This window comes from Sphingomonas cavernae (assembly GCF_003590775.1).
In the GTDB taxonomy this organism is placed as follows: domain Bacteria; phylum Pseudomonadota; class Alphaproteobacteria; order Sphingomonadales; family Sphingomonadaceae; genus Sphingobium_A; species Sphingobium_A cavernae.
Genome location: NZ_QYUM01000002.1, coordinates 864,969 through 885,363, shown reverse-complemented (window position 1 = coordinate 885,363; position 20,395 = coordinate 864,969). Strand labels below are relative to the sequence as shown.

The window sequence follows — 20,395 nt, the reverse complement described above, 5'->3', positions numbered from 1 at the left end:
CCCAGCGAAGGCTGGGATCCAGACGATCCTCCAACCCACATTGCAGTTTGCGGCATCGCTTGGATGCCAGCCTGCGCTGGCATGACGGATAAGTTTATGTTGAAGATTGAAAACCTCCACGCCGAAGTTGACGGCAAGCCGATCCTCAAGGGGCTGACGCTCAGCCTGAATGCGGGCGAGATCCATGCGATCATGGGGCCCAATGGCGCGGGCAAGTCGACGCTTGCCTATGTGCTTGGCGGTCGTCCCGGCTATGAGGTGACTGAGGGATCGGTGACGTTTACACCTTCCCGTCCCCCCGGCCTTGAGCCGGGGTCCCGCTTTTCAGTGGCGGAAGAAGGAAGCGGGACCCCGGATCAGGTCCGGGGTGACGAGGGAGAGGCGTTGGACCTCCTTGCTCTCGAACCGCACGAGCGCGCGGCGCTCGGGCTCTTCCTCGGCTTCCAGTATCCCGTCGAGATCCCCGGCATCTCCAACGTTCAGTTCCTGCGCGAGGCATTGAACAGCCAGCGCAAGGCGCGGGGCGAGGGGCCGCTTTCGGGGGGCGAGTTCCTCAAGGTCGCGCGCCTGCAGGCCGACCGGCTCGGCTTCGACATGGAAATGCTCAAGCGCCCCGTGAATGTCGGCTTTTCGGGCGGCGAGAAGAAGCGCAACGAGATGGTGCAGATGGGGATCATCGGCCCCAGGCTCGCGGTGCTCGACGAGACCGACAGCGGCCTCGACATCGATGCGCTCCGCGTCGTCGGCGACGGCATCAACCGCATCATGCGCGCGCCCGACAAGGCGGTGCTGCTGATCACGCACTATCAGCGGCTGCTCGACTATGTGCAGCCCGATTTCGTTCATGTGCTGAGCGCGGGCAGGATCGTGCGTTCGGGCGGGCCGGAGTTGGCGCTCGAGCTCGAGCGCGAAGGCTACGCGCAGGTGGCGGCGTGAATAGGGGTGGCGCCTTCTCCCCTTCTCCCTTGATGGGAGAAGGATACGCAGCCTTGGCGCCGCAGGCGTCTAGGCGGAGTTGGATGAGGGTGATGTCCGACATTGCGCTTGGCACCGAACTGCACCCTCACCCAGCTCCGACTAGGCAGCAAGCCGCCAAGTCTGCGCAACCCTCTCCCATCAAGGGAGAGGGAATGAAGGCGCTTGCCCTATGACCACGCAGCTTCCTCTTCCCACGCGCAAGCTCGAAGCCTGGCGCTATAGCGATCTCGATGCGCTCGCGAAGGTCTGGCCCGAGGTGCCGGGCAAGCGCGAGACGATTGCGGTGCCGGCGGGCGAGAGCATCACGCGGATCATCGCGCAGCAGGCGCGCGAGGGCGCGGTGATCGTCGAGGATTACACCGTCACGCTGGGCCGCGATGCGCGCGCCGAATTCTATGTCCTCAACACCGGCGGGCAGTTCGGGCGGATTACGCTTGACGTCACGCTCGCCGAGGGCGCGCATTTCGAGATGGGCGGCGCGATCCTCGGTTCGGGGACGCAGACGCTCGAGATCGTGACGCAGGTGACGCATGCCGAGCCGGGGGCGACGAGCCACCAGACCGTGCGCTCGGTGCTCGCGGGCAAGGCGACGGGCAGCTATCTCGGCAAGATCCTCGTCGCGCGCGACGCGCAGAAGACCGACGCCGAACAATCGGTAAAGGCGATGCTGCTCGATCGCACCGCGACCGCTAACGCCAAGCCCGAGCTCGAAATCTACGCCGATGACGTCAAATGCGCGCACGGCGCGACCGTCGGCGAGCTCGACCGGCAAGCGCTCTTCTACCTCGCCAGCCGCGGGCTGCCGCCCGCCGAGGCCAAGAAGCTGATGCTGCAGGGCTTCATCGCGGGCGTGTTTGACGGAATCGAGGACGCGGCCGAGCGTGAGGCGATCGAGGCCGCGGCGATCGCTGCGCTGGAGAATTTGCTGTGAACCGGCCACCCCAGTTTCCGTTCGTCCCGAGCGTAGTCGAGGGACGTTGGGTATCGCGCGGGCGTCCCTCGACTTCGCTCGGGACAAACGGGGGGTGGAGATGACGACGCTCGCCGATACGCGCCCTCTGGACCATCTCGCCGACTTTCCGGCGATCCCCGACGGTTGGCGTTATCTCGACAGCGCCGCGACCGCGCAGAAGCCGCGCGCCGTGATCGATGCGATCGCGCGCGGCTATGGCGAGACCTATGCCACCGTCCACCGCGGCGTCTATCAGCGCTCGGCCGAGATGACGGTGGCGTTCGAGGCGGCGCGGCAGCGGATCGCGCGCTTCATCGGCGCCGGCGATCCGCAAGAGATCGTCTTCACGCGCGGTGCGACCGAGAGCATCAACCTCGTCGCGCATAGCTGGGGCAATACGCATCTGAAGGCGGGCGACCGCGTGCTGCTGTCGATGCTCGAGCATCATTCGAACATCGTGCCCTGGCAGTTGCTGCGCGACCGGACGGGCATCGAGATCGATGTCGCGCCGCTGACCGAAGATGGAAAGATCGACCTCGACGCGGTCGCGGCGATGTTGACGCCTGCGCACAAGCTCGTTGCGCTGGCGCATGTCTCCAACGTCCTCGGCTCGGTGCTCGACGCGAAGCGTGCGGCGGAGCTGGCGCACGGCGTCGGAGCGAAGCTGCTGCTCGACGGCTGCCAGGCGGTGCCGCGAATTCCCGTGAACGTCGCCGAGATCGGCGCCGATTTCTACGCCTTTTCGGGGCACAAGCTCTACGGCCCGACGGGGATCGGCGTGCTCTGGGCGCGGCCCGAGATCCTCGAATCGATGCCGCCCTGGCATGGCGGCGGCGCGATGATCGACAAGGTCACCTTCGCGAAGACGACCTATGCGCCCCCACCCGCGCGCTTCGAGGCGGGGACGCCGCATGTGGTGGGCGTGATCGGGCTTCACGCCGCGATCGACTATGTCGACGCGATCGGGCTCAATGCGATCCATGCGCATGAAACCGCGCTGGTGAAGGCCGCGCGCGAGGCGCTGTCGGCGATCAACAGCGTGCGGCTGTTCGGGCCCGACGATTCGGCGGGAATCGTCAGCTTCGGGATCGAGGGGGTTCATCCCCACGACATCGGCACCATATTGGACGAAAGCCATGTCGCGATCCGCGCGGGGCATCACTGCGCGCAGCCGCTGATGGCGCATCTGGGGGTCGACGCCACCGCGCGCGCGAGCTTCGGCGTCTATTCGAGCGAGGTCGATGTCGAAGCGCTGGCGAAGGGCATACAACGAGTCACGAGGATTTTCGGGTGAACGAGGAACGCAAGATCGTGGTCGAAGAGGTCGAGGAGGCTGTGAAGCCGCCCAAGGTGCGCGTCGAGGAGACGCCGCGCGACACGATGGAGCGCAAGCGCGACTATCTCGAGGGTTTCCTCTCGCAGAAGCCGGCGGCTGAACCCGTGGGCGAGCCCGGCGGCGATCTCTACGAGGCGGTAATCGGCTCGCTGAAAGAGATTTACGATCCCGAGATTCCCGTGAACATCTACGATCTCGGGCTGATCTACGGCGTCGACATCACCGAGGACGGCCATGCTGTCGTCACGATGACGCTGACCACACCGCATTGTCCCGTCGCCGAATCGATGCCCGGTGAGGTCGAGCTTCGCGTCGGCAGCGTGCCCGGGATCGGATCGGCCGAAGTCAATCTCATCTGGGATCCGCCCTGGGATCCGCAGAAGATGTCGGACGAGGCCAAGCTCGAATTGGGGATGCTGTGATGACCGAGACGACGACCAAAGTCCGCGCACGCCCCGCCGCGGTCATGCTCACACCCTCGGCCGAGGCGCGGATCGCGACGCTGATGAAGGACGCGCCCGAGGGCACGATCGGCGTCAAGCTGTCGACACCGCGGCGCGGTTGTTCGGGGCTCGCCTATTCGGTCGACTATGTGAGCGAAGCCGCGAGCTTCGACGAGCGCATCGACACGCCCGCCGGCCCCTTCTTCATCGACGCCGCCTCGGTACTCTACCTGATCGGATCGACGATGGACTGGGTGGAGGATGATTTCACCGCGGGTTTCGTCTTCAACAACCCCAACGCCAAGGGCGCGTGCGGCTGCGGCGAGAGTTTTACGGTTTAAGCACGGGGTGCTCCGGGCTTGACCCGGAGCCCATGGTTCCAGCGCTCATACGCCGCTCGCCATGGGCTCCTGCTTCCGCAGGAGCACTGAATGTGCGGGGCGTTAAAAATCCATCCCGAAGCGCAGTGCCATCCCGATGTCGTCGGGTGCGTACCAGAGATTTCCCGGGTCCTGTCGGTAGAACAGATTGGTGGTCAGCCAGCCCGGCCCGAGCGGACGCGCATATACGGCCTCGAGGTCGATTTGCTGTCCCTTGGGGGCCAATCCGAGATAGCGGATCGCATAGCTCGTTTCGCCCGTCTGATAATCGTAGCTGTCGGGAAGGGTGAGGCGAAAGCCGCCGCTGACGATCCGAAGCGGTTGCGCCACGCGCAGCGTCAGGCGGTCGTTCGCGCCAAATACGCCGGACTTGCCGACATCGAAGGCGAAGGCATTGCTCTTGAGCGTTCCGAGCGGCGCCCGCGTGATACCCTGCCGCAGCGTGCCGCCGATCCGCCAGCCGCTGCCGAGCGCGAGCGCCGCGTCGACATCGAGGAACCAGCTCGTCGCGCCATTGCCGCCCAGCGCGGGGCCGAAGCGCGCGCCAAGCACGGTTTCCTTCTCGACCAGCCGGCTCGCCTCGACGCCGAGTGCGATCTTGCCCAGTTGCCCGTCCAGTCCCAGCGAAATCCGGTCATAGCCATGGCGGCTATAATCACCCCGCAATCGCGCGGCTTCGGCGGGATCGTAGAGCAGCGCCGATCCGGTTTCGGCAGTGATCATGATGCCGAGATCGGAAAGCTGGTGCCGAACCGCGACCGACGATTTCGCCCGACGCTCGAACCCGAGACCGTGCGCCGGGTCTTCGGCGACAAGGAAGGCGGCTTCGCGCCTTCCCTTGAGCGACGCGGCGATCGTTCCCGCGCTCGTGTGGTAGCCCAGCGCCATCTCGGTGCGCCTGTCGATCCGGCTCGCGACAAAGCCCGCGGTAGCGCGCGCCAGCTCGGCCTGGTCGCGCGTCAGCAGCAATTGCGTGCCGCGCGTGCCCTCCGCGACGGACACTGAAAAGGCGAGCGCGCGTCCGGCGGCGGCAAGCTGGCGTCCGCCTTGCGCAAGCGCGGGGGTCAGCGTCCGTCGCGGCGCGCCGGGGCTGAGCGTCCGCGCGAGGTCGAGCACATAGGCGCGGCCATAGCCGTCGAGCATGACGGATTGCGCGGTCCCCGCCTTGGCGGCGTCGCCCATTGCGGGCGACATCGTCGCATTGCTGGCGGTCGAGACCGGCGTCATCGAGCCCGCGAGCGACGTTTGCCCCTGCGGCTGGAAGGCGCGCGCGAGGTCGAGCGCGCCTTGCCCGAAGGTCGCGTCGTCGCCCGCTGCACCCAGATCGCGCGCCGAATTGAACAGCAGCTCGACGATCTGGCGGCCGGTGAGAGTGGGGAATGCCTGCGCAAGCAGCGCGACCGCGCCCGAAATGACCGGCGCCGAGGCCGACGTGCCACTAAAAAAGATAGACGCACCATTCTCATTGACGGTGACCACCCGGCTGCCGAGCGCGGACAGATACTGGGCCTGCCCGCTGCCCGCCTGATTGCTGAAGCTGGCGAGCCCATCGCTGGCATCGAGCGCGCCCGCGATGATGACGAGCCCGCGCGCGACGGGGTCGAGCGCGACCTGCGCCATCGGATCGGGATTGGCGGCGCTGTCATTGCCCGCCGAGATCACGATGACGATCCCTGCGGCCGTGGCGCGGTCGATCGCGGCGCGCAGCACGCTGGCTGCGGGCGAGCCGCCGAGCGAGATGTTGATCACGCGCGCCTGGTTGGTGCGCGCCAGATCGACGCCGCGCGCGATCGCACTGTCGGGATGCTGGCAACCCTGCTGGTCGACCGGGCCGCTGGTATTGGTGCAGCTTCCGGGCTGATCGGTTTTTGCGATGAGCAGCGTCGAATTGAACGCGACGCCGTGCATGCCGCTGTCGTTCTTCGCCGCGCCGATGATCCCCGCGACCGCGGTGCCATGACCGTCCTCGTCGGCCATCGGCCGGGTGCCCGCAAGATCGGCGGAGGCGCTGCTGATCTTGCCCGCGAATTCGGACAGGGCGGGATTGATGCCGCTATCGACCACCGCCGCGGTGATACCCGCGCCGGTCGCGCCGGCCTGATAGGCGCTGATCGCCCTGGTGCTGACGGCGGCGTTTGACTGGCGATATTCGGGGGTATCGAAATTTGTGCTCGGCGGCGGTGGCGGAGGAGGTGGCGGCGGCGGAGGAGGGGGCGGCGCAGCGGGTACTGGCGCGGGCGTCGAGTTTACACCGCCGCCACCGCCGCCGCACGCCGCCAGCGAGACCGCGAGCGGAATCGCAGTGCCCAGCATCAGAATCCGTCTTACGCCCTGCAAACGCATTTTATTGCCCCAGCCCCGAATCGCTGACAGCCTAGCGCACGCGGCTTGCCTTGAACTTAATATAGAGGCTCGGCTAAACGCCTGTCCCGCATGATCGGCGCGCTCTCCCATATCCGCAACTGGATTTTCGACCTCGACAACACGCTCTATCCCCCCGGGGCCGAGCTGTTCGCGCTGATCGACGGACGCATGGGCGCCTATATCGCAGAGCTGCTCTCGGTCGATCTCGTCGAGGCCCGGCGCGTTCAGAAGGGCTATTTCCGCGCGCATGGCACGACGCTCGCCGGGCTCATGGCCGATCACGGCGTCGATCCGCACCATTTCCTCGACTTCGTCCACGATATCCCGCTCGATCGGCTGTCGCATGACCCGCATGTCGTCGACACGATCGCCGCGCTGCCCGGGCGCCGGATCGTGTTCACCAACGGCGATGCGCCCTATGCGCTGCGCGTGCTCGACCGGCTGGGCCTGGGCGGCGTCTTCGAAACGGTCTACGACATCCACCAGCTTGACTACCGCCCCAAGCCGCAGGCCAAGGGCTATGCGCGGATGTGCGCGGCGCTCGCGATCGATCCCGCCGAGTCGGTGTTCGTTGAGGACATGGCGCGCAACCTGGTGCCGGCCAAGGCGCTCGGCATGACGACCGTCTGGATCAACAACGGATCCGAACTCGGCAATGAGGGTGTTCAGGCCGGGATGATCGACTATGAGGTCGCCGATCTTGGCGAATGGCTGAAACACATAACCGAAAGCGAGTGACGATGAGCGACAATCTGCAGGCGGTGATCGAACAGGCGTGGGACGCGCGCGACGGACTAGGCCTCGATACGAAGGGCGAAGTCCGCGATGCCGTTGGCCATGCGCTTGCAGCGCTCGACTCGGGCAAGGCGCGCGTCGCCGAGAAGACCGGCAACGGCGAATGGGTCGTCAATCAGTGGCTCAAGAAAGCGGTGCTGCTGTCGTTCCGTCTCAACGACAATGCGCTGATCTCGCACGGCCCGGGCGCCGCGCACTGGTGGGACAAGGTTCCGTCGAAATTCTCGGGCTGGGACGAGGCGCGCTTCCGCGCCGCAGGCTTCCGTGCGGTGCCGGGCTCGATCGTGCGCGCGGGCGCGCATGTCGCCAGGGGCGCGGTGCTGATGCCGAGCTTCGTCAATATCGGCGCGTTCGTCGATGAAGGCACGATGGTCGACACCTGGACCACGGTCGGCAGTTGCGCGCAGATCGGCAAGAATGTGCACCTGTCGGGCGGCGTCGGCATCGGCGGCGTGCTTGAACCGCTCCAGGCCAACCCCGTGATCATCGAGGACAATTGCTTCATTGGTGCGCGCTCCGAAGTCGCCGAGGGTGTGATCGTCGAGGAAGGCGCGGTGCTCTCGATGGGGGTCTATCTGGGCGCTTCGACCAAGATCGTCGACCGCGCGACCGGAGAGGTGTTCGTCGGCCGCGTGCCGTCCTATGCCGTTGTCGTCCCCGGCTCGCTGCCCGGCAAGCCGCTCGCCGATGGCACCCCGGGGCCGGGACTCTATTGCGCGGTGATCGTGAAGCGCGTCGACGCGCAGACGCGCGCCAAGACCGGTATCAACGAACTGCTGCGGGACTGATCACGCGGCCCGGGCACGGGGGAGCGTCGCACGCGCGTCACGCAGCACGCTTCCCCACCAGCCCAGTGCATCCAGCATGGCGGCCAGCGCGCGCCGGGCTCGATCGGGCTCGTACAGCGCACCATTTGCTCCGAACTGCTCCCAGACATTCGCAAAGCTGAGCTGTTCGCGCACCGTCACCATGTTGAGCTCCGCGCAGACGAGCCTGAGCTGCTCGACGGCGCGTAGCCCGCCGGACACGCCGCCATAAGAGATGAAGGCGACGGGCTTGGCGCTCCATTGCTCATCCGCCGAATCGAGCAACGCCTTCAGCGCGGCGGGATAGCCATGATTATATTCCGGGGTCACCACGATATAGCCGTCGGCCGCTTCGATCCGGGCGCCGAGCGTATCGCTGCCCGCGACGTCCTCGCGCGGGTCGATGATTTCGAGCGCGATGTCGCGCCGCGCAGCAATCTCGCCGGCGGCCCAGCGCACCACGGTGTCGCACAACCTCGCCTCGCGCGTGCTGCCGTAGATAAGCGCGATATCGAGCGTGGAATGCATATGGCGGGCTCCTTTTGTGAATCGGAGCCGCTGGCATAAAGGTTCGAGTGGAGTTTAGATCAAGCGCCTTTTCTGCGGGATCGCAAAACAAGATGGCCTGGCAGGAAATCCTGCCAGGCCATCAAGGCGGGCCCCCGCTCCAAGAGAAGTGGCCCTTGGGTCGCGGGGTCGTTTAATCACGATTAACCATTACAAGCTGTGCGCTGGCGCACAGTTTGAAAAAATCGGCGATCAATAGGGATAGTTGACGCCGTAATAGTCATAGACCCGCTTGCCGTAATCGCGATCGTAGGCGGGCTCGTCATCGGCGCCATAACGCGGCGCATTGTCGAGCAGCGACTTGTCGAGATCAACGACATAGCCGCCCTGTCCGGTGTCATAGCTGAGCATGCTCCACGGTAGCGGGTAATGGTCCTGGCCCATGCCGAGGAAGCCGCCGAACGACAGTACGGCGTACTCGACATTCCCGGATACCTTGTCGACCATGAAGTTGGACACCGAGCCGAGACGATCGCCCGCGCGGTTGTAGACGGCGGTCCCTTCCACCTTGTTCGAAGCGATCAGTCTGGCTGTTTCGTCGGTTGCAATGTCGGTCATCATGCCTCTCCTCTTTGTCAGGATTAAAAGGGAACGGGTCGCGATTGGCATGGGTCCCTTCATTTCGCTTGCGGCCAAACGGCTCGTCCGAAACCCGGCTCCCACGATCCCATGGTGCGACTCACTCGCTTTTGATCTATGCTCGCGCTTCGCATCATCCGGCGTGAAATCTGGACCCTCGCGCGTCCGTCCGGATGCTGCGCGCAAACCGGGAGTGATCATGACTGAGCAGGACGATCTATCCTATTACACCCGGCGTGAACGCGACGAACGTACGCTCGCCGACAAGGCTGCCGAAAACTGCGTGCGCAAGCTCCACACGCGGCTGGCCGACGAATATGCCCGGCGCGCCAGAAGCGCCTTCATTCTCGCACGTGCCAAGGGCGCGTCGAGGTCTGATGAGTCGGAGTTGAAGGAAGGCTGACGCGCGTCGCACGCGCAGTTCAGGCCACACGCATGGTTGACGATCGCGGCGTGCACCCAGATTTGCGCTTGAACCGCGCGGTGTCAGCCACGATGTTGGGACCATGGCCTGTTTTCCTGCCCATTACTGCGTGCTTTCGCGTCGGGAGAATCCGCTCGCACTCGGTGTGCCCCAAGTCTGAGGGCGCTTTTGCGCCCCGGCTTGGGGTGTCGATTTCCATCACCAGTTCAGCTCGTGGCGCTGCGACCATGTTTTCGCGCGCCACCAATACACAGGACCCGCCATCATGCGTCACATTGCCAGCAACGATTCGGCGCTGCCCGCCATCATCATTACCGAGGCCGATCAGGATCGGCTGTACGATCTCGCATATGCCATCCGCCGGAGCGCCCCTGAGGTCGCCGAGGTTCTTCTTCAGGAAATGGGGCGCGCCGAAATTCGCGCGGTCGAAGAGATATCGGGCTCGGTCATCGCGATGGGGTCGATTGTCCGCTTCCGCGATGAGGATGGGCAGGAGCGGACCGTCACGCTCGTCTATCCCGGCGAGGCTGATATCGCGGCGGGCCGGATTTCGGTCGCGACGCCGGTGGGCGCGGCGCTGATCGGGCTGACCGTGGGCCAGTCATTCCGCTGGGCGGGCCGCGACGGCCATGACCATATGCTGACGGTGCTCGGCGTCGCGGCGGGCGCATGAAAACAAGGCGCCCGGCGGATGGGCCGGGCGCCCCTTTTTGTGGTTACCAGAAGAAATCGTGGATGATGTCGACGACATAGCCCGTGCGGACATCAACGAGCAGGACATCGTCATAATAGCGCACCCAGCGATATGGGCCATAGGCCGGCGGCAGGCGGTAATACCAAGGATCGTTGATCCAGTAGCGCGAGCCCCAGAGCAGCGAATTCAGCGTGATGCCGATCGAATAACGCCGATAGCCGTAGTTCCAGCCATAGGGCACGTAATAGCGGCCCGGCCGGTAGATCTGCCGGTTATACTCGCGGTAGCGACGCCAGTCGTAGCGCCGGTCGTTGCGCCATTTGCGTTGATCCCATCGCTGCCCGTCGCGGTCACGGTCGTTCCAGCGATTTCCGTCGCGGTCCCAGCGGCGGTCGCCATCGCGATCCCATCGGCGGTCGTTGTCGTCGTTCCAGCGCCGATCGCCGTTGCCGTCCCAACGACGGTCGCGGTTCTGATCCCATCGGCGATTCTCGTCGCGATCCGCGCGGCGATCATTGTCGTTCCAGCGGCGATCGCTATCGGAATTGCGATCACGATTGCCGTTATTCCAGCGCCCGTCGTTGCGATTGGTCCGGTCGCGCTGCTGCGGCGTGGCCTGGACGGGGACCGGCCGGGCGACCGGTGCGCGGCCCTGCCAGCCCCTGCCATTCTCGCCGCGCTGCGCGCGTGCATCGCGCGGGGCCTCTTGATCCTGCGCGCTGCCCTGTGGAGCATTGCGCCAGCCCTGACGGTTCTGCGCGCGATCCTGCGGAGCGATCTGGCGGCTCTCGCGCATCTCGCGGCGGACCTCCTGCCGTTGTTCGCGTGTCTGCGGCCGGTCTCGAGGTGTGGACGACGATGATGGCGCGTCTGCCACCGGCCGTCGCTCGCGGATGTCCCCATCACCGCGCTGCGCAAGCGCGGGCGTCGCCGCGGTGGCCGCGAGCAGCGCAAGGATCAGATACTTCTTCATCTGCAAATCACTCCAGGAACGGCGCACTGGCCGCATTGCCTGAAAATGCGACGAATGCCCTGAGCCGTTGCTGAACCGGGTTGAAAGCCCGTTGACAGATTCGTCCGCGCCAGCGCGACCTCAACGCGGGTCCTTGGGTACGGCGGGACTGAGCGCCGGCACCGTGCGCGCGGCGTCGGCTGGCGTGATGCCGGGTGGCGGCGCCGCCGCAATATTTTCGCCACCTGCCGCAATGCGCGCGGCGTGACGAATTGCGCGACGGATGCGCGGATAGGTGCCGCAGCGACAGATATTGGTCATCGCCGTGTCGATATCGGCATCGGTGGGGTTCGGATTCTTTTCGAGCAGCACCGCCGCCGCCATGATCATCCCCGACTGGCAGAAGCCGCATTGCGGAACATTCTCGGCGGCCCAGGCCTGTTGCACTGCATGGCTGCGGTCGCGCGACAGGCCCTCGATCGTGGTCACGAAGCTTCCCTCGATCTCGGCGATGGTCACACGGCAGCTCCGCCGCGCCTCGCCATCGATGTCGACGGTGCAGGCGCCGCAATCCCCGCGGCCGCAACCATATTTGGCGCCCGTCAGGTTGGATGCGTCACGCAACGCCCAGAGCAGCGGAGTTTCAGGGTCCATTCGGTAATGAACGGGCTGATTGTTGACGGTGAACCGGGTCATCGCCGTCACAGATAAATCAAATATTGCGGGTAGGGGAGCGGAGATTGCGCTTCGGCAAACGCCTGCGCTCCGCCGCGTAGCCCCACACGCGATGTTATAAAACAGATAGTTGTCACAGAACTCATAGAATAAATCATCGTCTGATTAGATATCTCCGTCGATCATCAGCAATACGCGACGTATTCATATTATTAACGTAATATTTATGCCGTTGACGTTGGCGTAATCCAACAATAGGGAACTTGTCCGTACAAACATAATAGTAATTCCTTCGCAGGATATCGTCCTGCAATCAAACAGAAAACAAGTGCGGTGATCTGATTCGTTGATAGGCCGAATCCTCGGTCTTTGAGCAAGTCACTGTAAAAAGTTGTGTTGTTGTAAGTGGCGCAAGCCGCGAGTAGGTCTAGGGGTCGCAAGTGAGTGTCGGGTCGCATTTAAGGTCTGCCAAGGGCATGGCCATCGTAGCACTGTGTGCTGTCGTATTAATCTTTCTGGGATTCCGGGCGGTGAATGCCCAATCGATCGCGATTGGGCAGGGCGTCACGCTGAATACCAAGTTCCGCGTGATGCAAAGTGATCTGGTAACCGGTGTCGGGCTGCAAAATGCCGGCACGTCCGGCACTGTTGTCGGCGGCCCGGTCAAGAAGGGCACGCAGATCTGGTGGCAGATCAATTTCGGCTCGGGGGCTGACGGATGGGTGCCCGAAACGCAGCTCAAGCTTGTGAGCGGGGGCACGACACCTCCTCCCCCGACCAGCACGGTGAGCCTGAGTGCCTCTCCCGCGACAGTCTCTGCAGGCGGATCGAGCACATTGAGCTGGAGCGCATCTTCGGGCGCGAGCAATTGCGTGGCCAGTGGCGACGGGCAGTTCTCGGGCCGCAAGGCGACCAACGGCTCTGTCGCGGTAAAGCCCTCGGCCTCCACGACATACAGGGTGGAGTGCAGTTTCTCTGGAACCGCGCGAGCGGCAACCGCGACGATCACGGTCGGCTCGAGCTCGGGCGGCGGTGGTGCGTCGGGTGCGTTCGGCAATCCCGATAACGGCGCGATCCCCGATCGCGCGCAGCATCCCATCGCCTTTCCCACCGCGATCGGCTTCGGCAAGAACACGAGCGTGCGTGGCCCCAATGCGGTCGTCTACAAGATCAACTCGCTCGAGGACACAGCCGTCCCCGGCGACGGCAAGATCACCTACCGCGAATGCGCGCTCGCGCTGCAGGTGACCAGCCCGTACAGCATCCCCGCGGGGCGTCCGCGCTACTGCGTGTTCGATGTCTCGGGCGCGATCGAGATCCAGTCGGCCGCCTATATCAGGACGCCCAAAATCTATATCGCGGGCCAGACCTCGCCGGGGGGTATCGAGTTCCGCCTCGGCGCCAACTACAACCCCGTCGATTCGCTGATCGACACGCGCTCGGGCGGCAACGACATGATCCTGCGCCATGTCCGCACGCGCACCGGCCCGCATCCCGGACGCAGCTCGCTGAACGGCGATCCCATTCGCATGTCGGGGACCAACAACCAGATCCTCGACCATGTCTCGACGATGTTCGGCACCGACGAGAGCCTCGACATGGGCTGCACCAACTGTACGCTGCAATGGTCGATCGTCGGGCCCAATCTGTGCCGCAATGGCGGCCACACCTCGTCGCTCCACTGCAAGAGCTTCTTCCTCAAGCCCGCCTCCAACATCACCATCGCGCACAACCTCTCGCAGCATGGCGAGCAGCGCGGCATCAACATCGCGGTGGGCACCGCACCCGCGGCCGCGGGCACCGTCGGCCAGGCCGACATCATCAGCAACGTCTTCTACAATTTCGTCTCCGAGACGGGGCTGGTCTCCAACCAGTTCGGCAGCGTCTATGCCAATTATGTCGGCAATGTCGCGCTGAGGGGCCCGCGCTACAATGCCAGCGACGGCAACTACCTGATCGGGCTCTACACCCCGGGCGGCGCGCTCAACTATGGCTTCAACATCTATGCCAAGGACAATGTGACGCCGCGCACGCGCGTCGCGGGGCAGTTCGGGCAGAGCGTCTCCGATCCCTTCGTCCAGGCCGCGGGCTTCATGGCGCATGTCGTGGCCTCGACGATCTGCGGCGTCACCCCTGTCGGCGCCAAGGACTGCGCGCGCGCGGGGCTCGGCGTCGTGCAGAATCTCGGTTACGCGATCGCCCCGGGCAAGGCGCTCAGCTTCGACCCCGCGCGCCTCGTCGCACCCGAACAGGCGCTGCGCGCGGTGCTCGCCTATGCCGGCGCCGATCGCTGCCGCGACGGCACCTGCCGCGACAATGTCGATGCGCGCTATATCGACGATGTCCGCACCTGCGACAAATCGCCTTATCTGTTCGAGGCCGACTGGCCGGGCTCGATCGCCGATCTCGGCGGCTGGGCGCAGCTCTCCCCGGGTGCGTCCAAGGCCGACACCGACAATGACGGCATGCCCGACGACTGGGAGAAGCGCTTCACCAACACCAATCCCAATGTCTGGGACGCCAATGACGACAAGGACGGCGACGGCTATCCCAATATCGAGGAATATCTCAACGCCCTCGCCCAGGACGACGCCCGCTATTCAGGCTTCGCCGCCAACGCCACCGGCTCCATCCCCGCCTATAACTGCGGACGCGCCATGTACTGACATGGACCGGCCCCAAGCGGGGTGGGCAAAAACGAAACTGAGCGGGGGCGTGCATTTGCTGCACGCCCCCGCGCTTGTTTCGGGTGCAGGGCGTGCCGATATGCGATCGCATGACCCAGCCAACCCTGTTCATCCCGCATGGCGGCGGGCCGTGCTTCTTCCTCAACGAAAATGGTCCGACCGATCCGATGTGGCAGCCCATGGAAAGCTACCTCGCCGGGTTGATCGCAAGCCTGCCCGAACGTCCGCGCGCGATCCTGCTAATCTCGGGCCATTGGGAAGAGCGCGGCTTCACGGTCCACACCGGCGCGCGGCCCGATCTCCTCTTTGACTATCACGGCTTTCCCGAGCATACCTATCGGCTGCGGTGGGACGCGCCGGGTGCGCCCGATGTGGCGCGCCGTGCGGCGGACTTGCTCGAGGCTGCCGGCTTCGCGACTGCCGAGGAACAGGCGCGCGGCTGGGATCACGGCGTGTTCATTCCGCTGAAGGTCGCGCTGCCCGGTGCCGATATTCCACTGGCGCAGCTTTCGCTGCGTGGCGATCTGGATCCGGCCGCGCATATCGCTGCGGGCAGGGCGCTGGCGCCTTTGCGTGACGAGGGTGTCCTTATCGTCGGTTCGGGGATGAGCTTCCACAATATGCGCGTCCGCGGCTCCGCCGCGACCGGGGGCGCCGATATCTTCGACGACGCGCTCACCGCAGCGGTGACCGACCCCGATCCCGTCATGCGCTCGGCGCGCGTCGTGAACTGGGAGGCGTTGCCGCAAGCGCGCTTCGCGCATCCGCGCGAGGAGCATCTGCTGCCGCTGATGGTTGCGCTCGGTGCGGGGGCCGATGATCCCGCGATTCGCGATTTCACCGATCACGTGCTCGGCTGGAAGGTCTCGGCCTATCGCTTCGGCTGAGGCGAAACCGCGCAAAAGCCGCTTTATCGCTTGAAAATCCGCGGCTCCGCTGTTACTGGCCGCCCCACACGGCGCAGGAATCGTCCTGCGACGACCCGTTTTTATTGGCTTTCGTGCCGCGGCCAGCGAGTCGCTGTGGTGCGGGATCGAAGATTGGAGACTGACGGCTTTATGCAAATCCTCGTTCGCGACAACAACGTCGACCAGGCGCTGCGGGCGCTCAAGAAGAAGCTGCAGCGCGAAGGCGTTTACCGCGAAATGAAGCTGCGCCGTCACTATGAGAAGCCGTCGGAAAAGCGTGCGCGCGAGCGTGCCGCTGCGATCCGTCGCGCGCGCAAGCTCGAGCGCAAGCGTATGGAGCGTGACGGCGCCCGGTAAATCCGGCGCTTTCCCTCAACGTTTTCCCTTCTTCAAATGACCGAGGCTGCCTGTCCATGTCGGTGACCGCCGTTCCGCTTCGCCCGATCGCCAAGGGCTCGATCGCGAAACTCTGGATCGGCGTGGCGCTTGCCGTCGCCGTCGCCGGCGGCGGCGCCTATCTCGGCACCTCGGGTGCCGCGGTGGCCAATGCGGGCACGCCCGAGCAGTTCCTCGCCTGGAATGCGAAGCAGAAGGGCGTGGTCACCACCGCGTCGGGGCTGCAGTATCAGGTGGTCGAGGAGGGCAAGGGCCCCAAGCCCACCGATGAGGACGTCGTTCTCGTCGGCTACAAGGGCACGCTGCGCGACGGCAAGGTCTTCGACGAGAATCCGCAGGCGAGCTTCCCCGTAGCGGGCGTAGTTCCCGGCTTCTCCGAAGGCCTGAAGCAGATGTCGCGTGGCGGCAAGTACAAGCTCTGGATCCCGCCGCAGCTCGGCTATGGCGAACAGTCGCCGGCCGAGGTGATCCCGGCCAACTCGCTGCTGATCTTCGAGGTCGACCTGCTCGACTTCAAGTCGATGGCCGAGATCCAGTCGGAAATGCAGCGGCTCCAGGCCGAGGGCGCCATCCCGCCGCAGGGGATGCCGGGCGGGCGTTGAGCTTCAGCAAAAATGCGAAATCAGGACAGGCCGGCGTCGATGCGCCGGCCTTTTCATTTATGCGGCTGTCGCTTCATCCGCCCCACGCTCCGAACGACGTTCGAGCGCAACCTTGATCATTGCAACGATCGGATCGGCCAGCGCGAGGCCAAAGATACCGAACAGCGTGCCGAAGAGGATTTGCGTACCGAGCGTCAGCGCGGGGGGCATGTCGACGGTTTTCCTGGCGACGAGCGGGATCAGCACATAGCCGTCGAAGGTCTGGACGACGAAATAGACGATGATCGCGGCAAGCCCGGTCTCGATTCCCGCGCTAAAGCCCACTGCGACCATCAGCAGGCCGCTTATGAACGCGCCGATATTGGGAATGAAGGCTAGCACACCCGTCAGGATGCCGAGGATCAGCGCCATCGGCACGCCCGCGATGCTGAGCGCGATCCAGGTCAGCACGCCTTCGAAGAACATGCCGAACAGCCGGCCCGCCATCAGCCGCCGCATGGTGAAGCCCATCCGGTCGAGCGTGATCTTGGCCTCTCTGCGCTTGTCAGCGGGGAGCAGCCACTGGAAGCCGCGTTCGTAAATACGCGGCTCCATCGCGAGGAACAGGCCGATCACCGCGATCATGAACAGGCTGGTGAGGGCGCCGAAGGCCGAGCCGAGAACACTCGTCAGTCGACCGATCGAACCGAATAGCTCGCGCGCGAGGGTCTTGACGTCCTCGGTGCCGGGCATCAGGCCCGTCGTCGTCAGCCAGGCGAGAAAGCGGTCCCCCTGAACCTCGATCGTCGCACGAAGCTGGCCGGCCTGTTGCGCGATCTCGACCCCGGTCATGTAGAGCGTGCCGAACAGAAAGGCGACCGCCGCGACCACGACGATCAGCAGGCGCCAGCCACGTCCGATCGGAAGCGAACGCCCGAGCAGGCGCGTACCGCCGTCGAGTATCACGGCAAAAATCACGCCGCCCAGGATCAGCAGCAGTGGCTGGATCAGCAATATGACGAGCGCGAACGCGCCAGCCATCGAGAACCAGATGAACGCGCGCTTGATCTCGGCGCGTGCCGCGGGGTCCTGGACCTCGCTCGGCCCCGGTGTGGTGACGGTGCGGTTTTCCTCGCGCGCCATCTTTATTCGGCGTTCTGCGGATGCAGGCTGGTAAAGGCGCGTCCGCCGCGCATCGCGGTGAACCAGCTTATCGGGTTCCACCATTTCGATGACCCGTCGAGCGAGAAGGTGATGAACTCGGCGCGCCCGCCGATATTCTCCCACGGCACCGGCCCGCCCAGCCCGAGCCCCGCAACGGGGAAACGGCTGTCGGCGGAATGGTCGCGATTATCGCCCATCACGAAGACATGGTCCTCGGGGATCGTCGTTGCGGGAAAGTCGTCGCCGTTCGAATAGCCCGTGTCGAGTACGGTGTAGCTGCGGCCACCGGGCAGCGTCTCGCGGAACGCGGGCAGCTCGCAATAGGCGCTGCCATCCGCGCTGCTCCTGAGCGCGCCGGGATATTCATCGCCCTTGCACTGCATGTTGGCGTCGACGGGGATGCGCGCATTGCCTGCGGGCGTGCGCTTCACGGGCACACCGTTCAGGATGACGATGCCGCTCCTGACCTCCAGACGGTCGCCGGGCAGGCCGATGACGCGCTTGATATAGTCGGTGCGCACACCCGGAGGGCTCACGATGACCACGTCGCCCCGTTCGGGAAGTCTGCCGAACAAGCGCCCCGGGAACTGTGGCAATATATGAAAGCTCGCGGAGACGAACGACCAGCCATAGGGGTATTTGGAAACGACCAGCCGGTCACCTGTCAGAAGCGCGGGCACCATCGATTCGGAAGGGATGTAAAACGGCTTGGCGATGAGGCTGTGAAAGCCCAGCACCGCGAGCACCAGCCAGAGGATCGCGCGCAACTCGGCCCACCAGTCGGTGCCCTTCTTTGCTTCGTCCTCGGCAGTTCCGGTGGTCTGTGCCGGCTCGTTCACGCGCTTTCCTCCCCGATCGGCAGCGCCTCGAGAATCACGAAGGCCTGCGCCCAGGGATGATCGTCGGTCAGCGTCAGATGCACTTTCACTGCGTGGCCGCTCGGCGTCAGCGCGTCAAGCCGCGCTTTTGCACCGCCCGTAAGCGCCAGTGTGGGTGCGCCGCTGGAGGCGTTGACCACGCCGATATCCTTCATGAACACGCCCCTCTTGAAGCCCGTGCCCACCGCCTTGGAGAAAGCCTCCTTGGCGGCGAAGCGCTTGGCATAGGTGCCCGCGCGCGTGAAAGGACGCCGTTCGGCCTTGGCGTGCTCGATATCGGTGAAGACGCGGCGGATAAAGCGCTCGCCGAAACGGTCGAGCGAATTCTGGATGCGCTGGATGTTGCACAGATCCGAGCCCATGCCGATGATCATCGCGCCAGATCCATCAGTTCGCGCATCTTCGCGACGCTCTTGTCGAGCCCTGTGAAGATCGCCTCGCCGATCAGGAAATGGCCGATGTTGAGCTCGGCGACCTGTGGGATCGCCGCTACGGCCGAGACATTGTCGAAGGTGAGGCCGTGGCCGGCATGTGGTTCGATGCCGTTCTTGGCGGCGAGCGCGGCCGCATCGACGATGCGGCGCAGCTCTTCGGTCTGCTCTACGCCTTCGAGGTGCGCATAGCGTCCTGTGTGGAATTCGACGACGGGCGCGCCCAGCCGAATCGCCGCCTCGATCTGGCGTGGATCGGGTTCGATGAACAGGCTGACGCGGATCCCCGCATCCAGCAGCCGTGCGACAAAGGGCGTAAGATGATTGTGCTGGCCAGCCGCGTCGAGCCCGCCCTCGGTGGTGCGCTCCTCGCGCTTCTCGGGGACGATGCACGCGGCATGTGGCTTGTGGCGCAATGCGATCGTGAGCATCTCCTCGGTCGCAGCCATCTCCAGATTGAGCGGCAATTCGAGCGCATCTATCAGCGAGGCGATATCGTCGTCGGTGATGTGTCGCCGATCTTCGCGCAGATGCGCGGTAATGCCGTCGGCACCCGATCGCGCCGCGATCAGCGCGGCCTTGACCGGGTCAGGGTGCGATCCGCCGCGCGCATTCCGGATGGTCGCGACGTGATCGATATTGACCCCCAGGCGGAGCCGGCCATTGTCAGCGCTTCGCAGCGTCATGCGGCTTCCTTGCGGCTTCCCGGCTTGATCGCCGGGATCGCCGCGAGTTCGGGCGGCAGCGCGTCGGGGGCATAGCTCGGCACATCGAGCGTGATCAGCGGGAAGAAGGGGACGTCGAACTGCGCCTGACCGTTGGAACGATCAACCAAAGCCGCTGCGGCGATCACTTCGCCTCCGGCCGCCGCGATCGCCTTCATTGCTTCGCGCGAGGATAGCCCGGTGGTGACGACATCTTCCATCATCAGCACCTTCTGGCCGGCCTTGAGCCGGAAGCCGCGCCGGAGCTCGAAAACACCCTCGGGGCGTTCGAGGAAAATCGCCTCGACTCCGAGCGCGCGGCCCATCTCATGCCCGGCGATGACGCCGCCCATGGCAGGCGAAACCACGATCTCGATGCTCGACCGGATGTCGCGCGGCATGCGCGAAACGAGTGAAGACGCAAGTCTGGCGCCCCGCATCGGATCCATCAACACGCGTGCGCACTGGAGATAACGCGGGCTCCTCAATCCCGAAGAGAGGATGAAATGGCCTTCGAGCAGCGCGTCTGCCGCCCGGAATTCCGCCAAAATTTCATCATCCGTCATTGCAGTGGCTCCAGCATTCCATGTCGTCGCGCCTTATAGCTTTTCATATGTGGCGGACAACTGCTTCAAATTATCGTCACAGATGCTTGAGGCATCCGATATCCGTGCCTATAAGCCGCCCCAAATTGACCGGGC

The 20,395-nt window shown here is 64.8% G+C and carries 23 protein-coding genes; 13 read left to right on the top strand and 10 right to left on the bottom strand.

The genetic code is table 11. The features are described 5' to 3' along the window. Positions 1 to 96 precede the first annotated feature (96 nt). The 5 genes from sufC (at position 97) to D3876_RS04415 (ending at position 4,050) form a co-directional block, all read left to right on the top strand. Positions 97 to 936, top strand: coding sequence for a Fe-S cluster assembly ATPase SufC (sufC, locus tag D3876_RS04435; protein ID WP_119761028.1), 840 nt, complete (start codon positions 97 to 99; stop codon positions 934 to 936). 211 nt (positions 937 to 1,147) lie between these two features. Beyond that, positions 1,148 to 1,909 carry a SufD family Fe-S cluster assembly protein gene (locus tag D3876_RS04430; RefSeq protein WP_119759885.1) on the top strand — a complete coding sequence of 254 codons (762 nt, stop codon included), beginning with the start codon at positions 1,148 to 1,150 and terminating at the stop codon, positions 1,907 to 1,909. Between the two features lie 100 nt (positions 1,910 to 2,009). Then, a complete protein-coding gene (locus tag D3876_RS04425; RefSeq protein WP_119759883.1) occupies positions 2,010 to 3,224 on the top strand; it encodes a cysteine desulfurase in 1,215 nt (404 codons plus the stop codon). Next, entirely contained in the window at positions 3,221 to 3,688 is a 468-nt protein-coding gene (locus tag D3876_RS04420; protein ID WP_119759882.1) for an SUF system Fe-S cluster assembly protein, read from the top strand. Before D3876_RS04425 ends, D3876_RS04420 begins: the two co-directional genes overlap by 4 nt. After that, positions 3,688 to 4,050, top strand: coding sequence for a HesB/IscA family protein (locus D3876_RS04415; protein WP_119759880.1), 363 nt, complete (start codon positions 3,688 to 3,690; stop codon positions 4,048 to 4,050). The genes D3876_RS04420 and D3876_RS04415 overlap by 1 nt, the downstream gene beginning before the upstream one ends. A 102-nt stretch (positions 4,051 to 4,152) precedes the next feature. Here D3876_RS04415 and D3876_RS04410 read toward each other — a convergent pair whose 3' ends face one another. Next, positions 4,153 to 6,432, bottom strand: coding sequence for a S8 family peptidase (locus D3876_RS04410; RefSeq protein ID WP_238475236.1), 2,280 nt, complete (start codon positions 6,430 to 6,432; stop codon positions 4,153 to 4,155). Between the two features lie 90 nt (positions 6,433 to 6,522). On the opposite strand from D3876_RS04410, the gene D3876_RS04405 reads away from it, so the two are divergent. Together D3876_RS04405 and dapD are read left to right on the top strand one after the other, a co-directional pair. Continuing rightward, a complete protein-coding gene (locus D3876_RS04405) occupies positions 6,523 to 7,191 on the top strand; it encodes a pyrimidine 5'-nucleotidase (protein WP_119759877.1) in 669 nt (222 codons plus the stop codon). A 2-nt stretch (positions 7,192 to 7,193) separates the two neighbouring features. Next, positions 7,194 to 8,036 (top strand): 2,3,4,5-tetrahydropyridine-2,6-dicarboxylate N-succinyltransferase, encoded by an 843-nt coding sequence (dapD, locus tag D3876_RS04400; protein ID WP_119759876.1) that lies wholly within the window; start codon positions 7,194 to 7,196, stop codon positions 8,034 to 8,036. On the opposite strand, the gene D3876_RS04395 is transcribed toward dapD, so the two are convergent. Then, positions 8,037 to 8,582: an NADPH-dependent FMN reductase gene (locus D3876_RS04395; protein ID WP_119759874.1), complete on the bottom strand. Its 546-nt coding sequence runs from the start codon at positions 8,580 to 8,582 to the stop codon at positions 8,037 to 8,039. It lies immediately after the preceding gene. Positions 8,583 to 8,813: 231 nt separating this feature from the next. Continuing rightward, a complete protein-coding gene (locus D3876_RS04390; protein ID WP_119761026.1) occupies positions 8,814 to 9,179 on the bottom strand; it encodes a PRC-barrel domain-containing protein in 366 nt (121 codons plus the stop codon). 220 nt (positions 9,180 to 9,399) lie between these two features. Here D3876_RS04390 and D3876_RS20180 point away from each other — a divergent pair, with 220 nt between their 5' ends. Then, positions 9,400 to 9,603 carry a hypothetical protein gene (locus D3876_RS20180; RefSeq protein ID WP_147417583.1) on the top strand — a complete coding sequence of 68 codons (204 nt, stop codon included), beginning with the start codon at positions 9,400 to 9,402 and terminating at the stop codon, positions 9,601 to 9,603. Between the two features lie 286 nt (positions 9,604 to 9,889). Continuing rightward, a complete protein-coding gene (gene rnk / locus D3876_RS04380; protein ID WP_119759871.1) occupies positions 9,890 to 10,297 on the top strand; it encodes a nucleoside diphosphate kinase regulator in 408 nt (135 codons plus the stop codon). A gap of 43 nt (positions 10,298 to 10,340) precedes the next feature. On the opposite strand, the gene D3876_RS04375 is transcribed toward rnk, so the two are convergent. Together D3876_RS04375 and D3876_RS04370 are read right to left on the bottom strand one after the other, a co-directional pair. Next, entirely contained in the window at positions 10,341 to 11,291 is a 951-nt protein-coding gene (locus tag D3876_RS04375) for an RcnB family protein (protein ID WP_238475235.1), read from the bottom strand. A 120-nt stretch (positions 11,292 to 11,411) separates the two neighbouring features. After that, complete coding sequence (locus D3876_RS04370; RefSeq protein ID WP_119759869.1) at positions 11,412 to 11,966, bottom strand: (2Fe-2S)-binding protein; 555 nt, start codon at positions 11,964 to 11,966, stop codon at positions 11,412 to 11,414. Between the two features lie 509 nt (positions 11,967 to 12,475). On the opposite strand from D3876_RS04370, the gene D3876_RS04365 reads away from it, so the two are divergent. The 4 genes from D3876_RS04365 (at position 12,476) to D3876_RS04350 (ending at position 16,538) form a co-directional block, all read left to right on the top strand. Next, entirely contained in the window at positions 12,476 to 14,611 is a 2,136-nt protein-coding gene (locus D3876_RS04365) for a hypothetical protein (RefSeq protein WP_119759868.1), read from the top strand. 110 nt (positions 14,612 to 14,721) lie between these two features. After that, positions 14,722 to 15,519 carry a DODA-type extradiol aromatic ring-opening family dioxygenase gene (locus D3876_RS04360; RefSeq protein WP_119761023.1) on the top strand — a complete coding sequence of 266 codons (798 nt, stop codon included), beginning with the start codon at positions 14,722 to 14,724 and terminating at the stop codon, positions 15,517 to 15,519. Between the two features lie 171 nt (positions 15,520 to 15,690). Continuing rightward, positions 15,691 to 15,897, top strand: coding sequence for a 30S ribosomal protein S21 (gene rpsU / locus D3876_RS04355; protein ID WP_119759866.1), 207 nt, complete (start codon positions 15,691 to 15,693; stop codon positions 15,895 to 15,897). 56 nt (positions 15,898 to 15,953) lie between these two features. Then, positions 15,954 to 16,538 (top strand): FKBP-type peptidyl-prolyl cis-trans isomerase, encoded by a 585-nt coding sequence (locus tag D3876_RS04350; RefSeq protein ID WP_119759864.1) that lies wholly within the window; start codon positions 15,954 to 15,956, stop codon positions 16,536 to 16,538. Between the two features lie 57 nt (positions 16,539 to 16,595). Here the strand turns inward: D3876_RS04350 and D3876_RS04345 are convergent, their stop codons facing one another. The 5 genes from D3876_RS04345 to pyrE are packed head-to-tail and all read right to left on the bottom strand — an operon-like array spanning position 16,596 to position 20,260. Next, positions 16,596 to 17,660 (bottom strand): AI-2E family transporter, encoded by a 1,065-nt coding sequence (locus tag D3876_RS04345; protein WP_119759863.1) that lies wholly within the window; start codon positions 17,658 to 17,660, stop codon positions 16,596 to 16,598. A gap of 2 nt (positions 17,661 to 17,662) precedes the next feature. Further along, the gene (gene lepB, locus D3876_RS04340; protein ID WP_119759861.1) at positions 17,663 to 18,520 is read right to left on the bottom strand and encodes a signal peptidase I; all 858 of its coding nucleotides are present in this window, start codon (positions 18,518 to 18,520) and stop codon (positions 17,663 to 17,665) included. Further along, positions 18,517 to 18,933 carry a holo-ACP synthase gene (acpS, locus tag D3876_RS04335; RefSeq protein ID WP_119759860.1) on the bottom strand — a complete coding sequence of 139 codons (417 nt, stop codon included), beginning with the start codon at positions 18,931 to 18,933 and terminating at the stop codon, positions 18,517 to 18,519. Before acpS ends, lepB begins: the two co-directional genes overlap by 4 nt. Then, a complete protein-coding gene (locus tag D3876_RS04330) occupies positions 18,930 to 19,676 on the bottom strand; it encodes a pyridoxine 5'-phosphate synthase (RefSeq protein ID WP_119759858.1) in 747 nt (248 codons plus the stop codon). Before D3876_RS04330 ends, acpS begins: the two co-directional genes overlap by 4 nt. Then, complete coding sequence (gene pyrE, locus D3876_RS04325) at positions 19,673 to 20,260, bottom strand: orotate phosphoribosyltransferase (protein WP_119759856.1); 588 nt, start codon at positions 20,258 to 20,260, stop codon at positions 19,673 to 19,675. Before pyrE ends, D3876_RS04330 begins: the two co-directional genes overlap by 4 nt. Between the last annotated feature and the right edge of the window lie 135 nt (positions 20,261 to 20,395).

Coding starts and splice junctions, on each gene's coding strand:
- D3876_RS04330 (WP_119759858.1), bottom strand. CDS start 19,676: ATGACGCTGCGAAGCGCTGACAATGGCCGGCTCCGCCTGGGGGTCAAT.
- rpsU (WP_119759866.1), top strand. CDS start 15,691: ATGCAAATCCTCGTTCGCGACAACAACGTCGACCAGGCGCTGCGGGCG.
- D3876_RS04350 (WP_119759864.1), top strand. CDS start 15,954: ATGTCGGTGACCGCCGTTCCGCTTCGCCCGATCGCCAAGGGCTCGATC.
- D3876_RS04375 (WP_238475235.1), bottom strand. CDS start 11,291: ATGAAGAAGTATCTGATCCTTGCGCTGCTCGCGGCCACCGCGGCGACG.
- sufC (WP_119761028.1), top strand. CDS start 97: ATGTTGAAGATTGAAAACCTCCACGCCGAAGTTGACGGCAAGCCGATC.
- acpS (WP_119759860.1), bottom strand. CDS start 18,933: ATGATCATCGGCATGGGCTCGGATCTGTGCAACATCCAGCGCATCCAG.
- D3876_RS04430 (WP_119759885.1), top strand. CDS start 1,148: ATGACCACGCAGCTTCCTCTTCCCACGCGCAAGCTCGAAGCCTGGCGC.
- rnk (WP_119759871.1), top strand. CDS start 9,890: ATGCGTCACATTGCCAGCAACGATTCGGCGCTGCCCGCCATCATCATT.
- D3876_RS04395 (WP_119759874.1), bottom strand. CDS start 8,582: ATGCATTCCACGCTCGATATCGCGCTTATCTACGGCAGCACGCGCGAG.
- dapD (WP_119759876.1), top strand. CDS start 7,194: ATGAGCGACAATCTGCAGGCGGTGATCGAACAGGCGTGGGACGCGCGC.
- D3876_RS04360 (WP_119761023.1), top strand. CDS start 14,722: ATGACCCAGCCAACCCTGTTCATCCCGCATGGCGGCGGGCCGTGCTTC.
- pyrE (WP_119759856.1), bottom strand. CDS start 20,260: ATGACGGATGATGAAATTTTGGCGGAATTCCGGGCGGCAGACGCGCTG.
- D3876_RS04390 (WP_119761026.1), bottom strand. CDS start 9,179: ATGACCGACATTGCAACCGACGAAACAGCCAGACTGATCGCTTCGAAC.
- D3876_RS04345 (WP_119759863.1), bottom strand. CDS start 17,660: ATGGCGCGCGAGGAAAACCGCACCGTCACCACACCGGGGCCGAGCGAG.
- D3876_RS04425 (WP_119759883.1), top strand. CDS start 2,010: ATGACGACGCTCGCCGATACGCGCCCTCTGGACCATCTCGCCGACTTT.
- D3876_RS04410 (WP_238475236.1), bottom strand. CDS start 6,432: ATGCGTTTGCAGGGCGTAAGACGGATTCTGATGCTGGGCACTGCGATT.
- D3876_RS04370 (WP_119759869.1), bottom strand. CDS start 11,966: ATGACCCGGTTCACCGTCAACAATCAGCCCGTTCATTACCGAATGGAC.
- D3876_RS20180 (WP_147417583.1), top strand. CDS start 9,400: ATGACTGAGCAGGACGATCTATCCTATTACACCCGGCGTGAACGCGAC.
- D3876_RS04405 (WP_119759877.1), top strand. CDS start 6,523: ATGATCGGCGCGCTCTCCCATATCCGCAACTGGATTTTCGACCTCGAC.
- D3876_RS04415 (WP_119759880.1), top strand. CDS start 3,688: ATGACCGAGACGACGACCAAAGTCCGCGCACGCCCCGCCGCGGTCATG.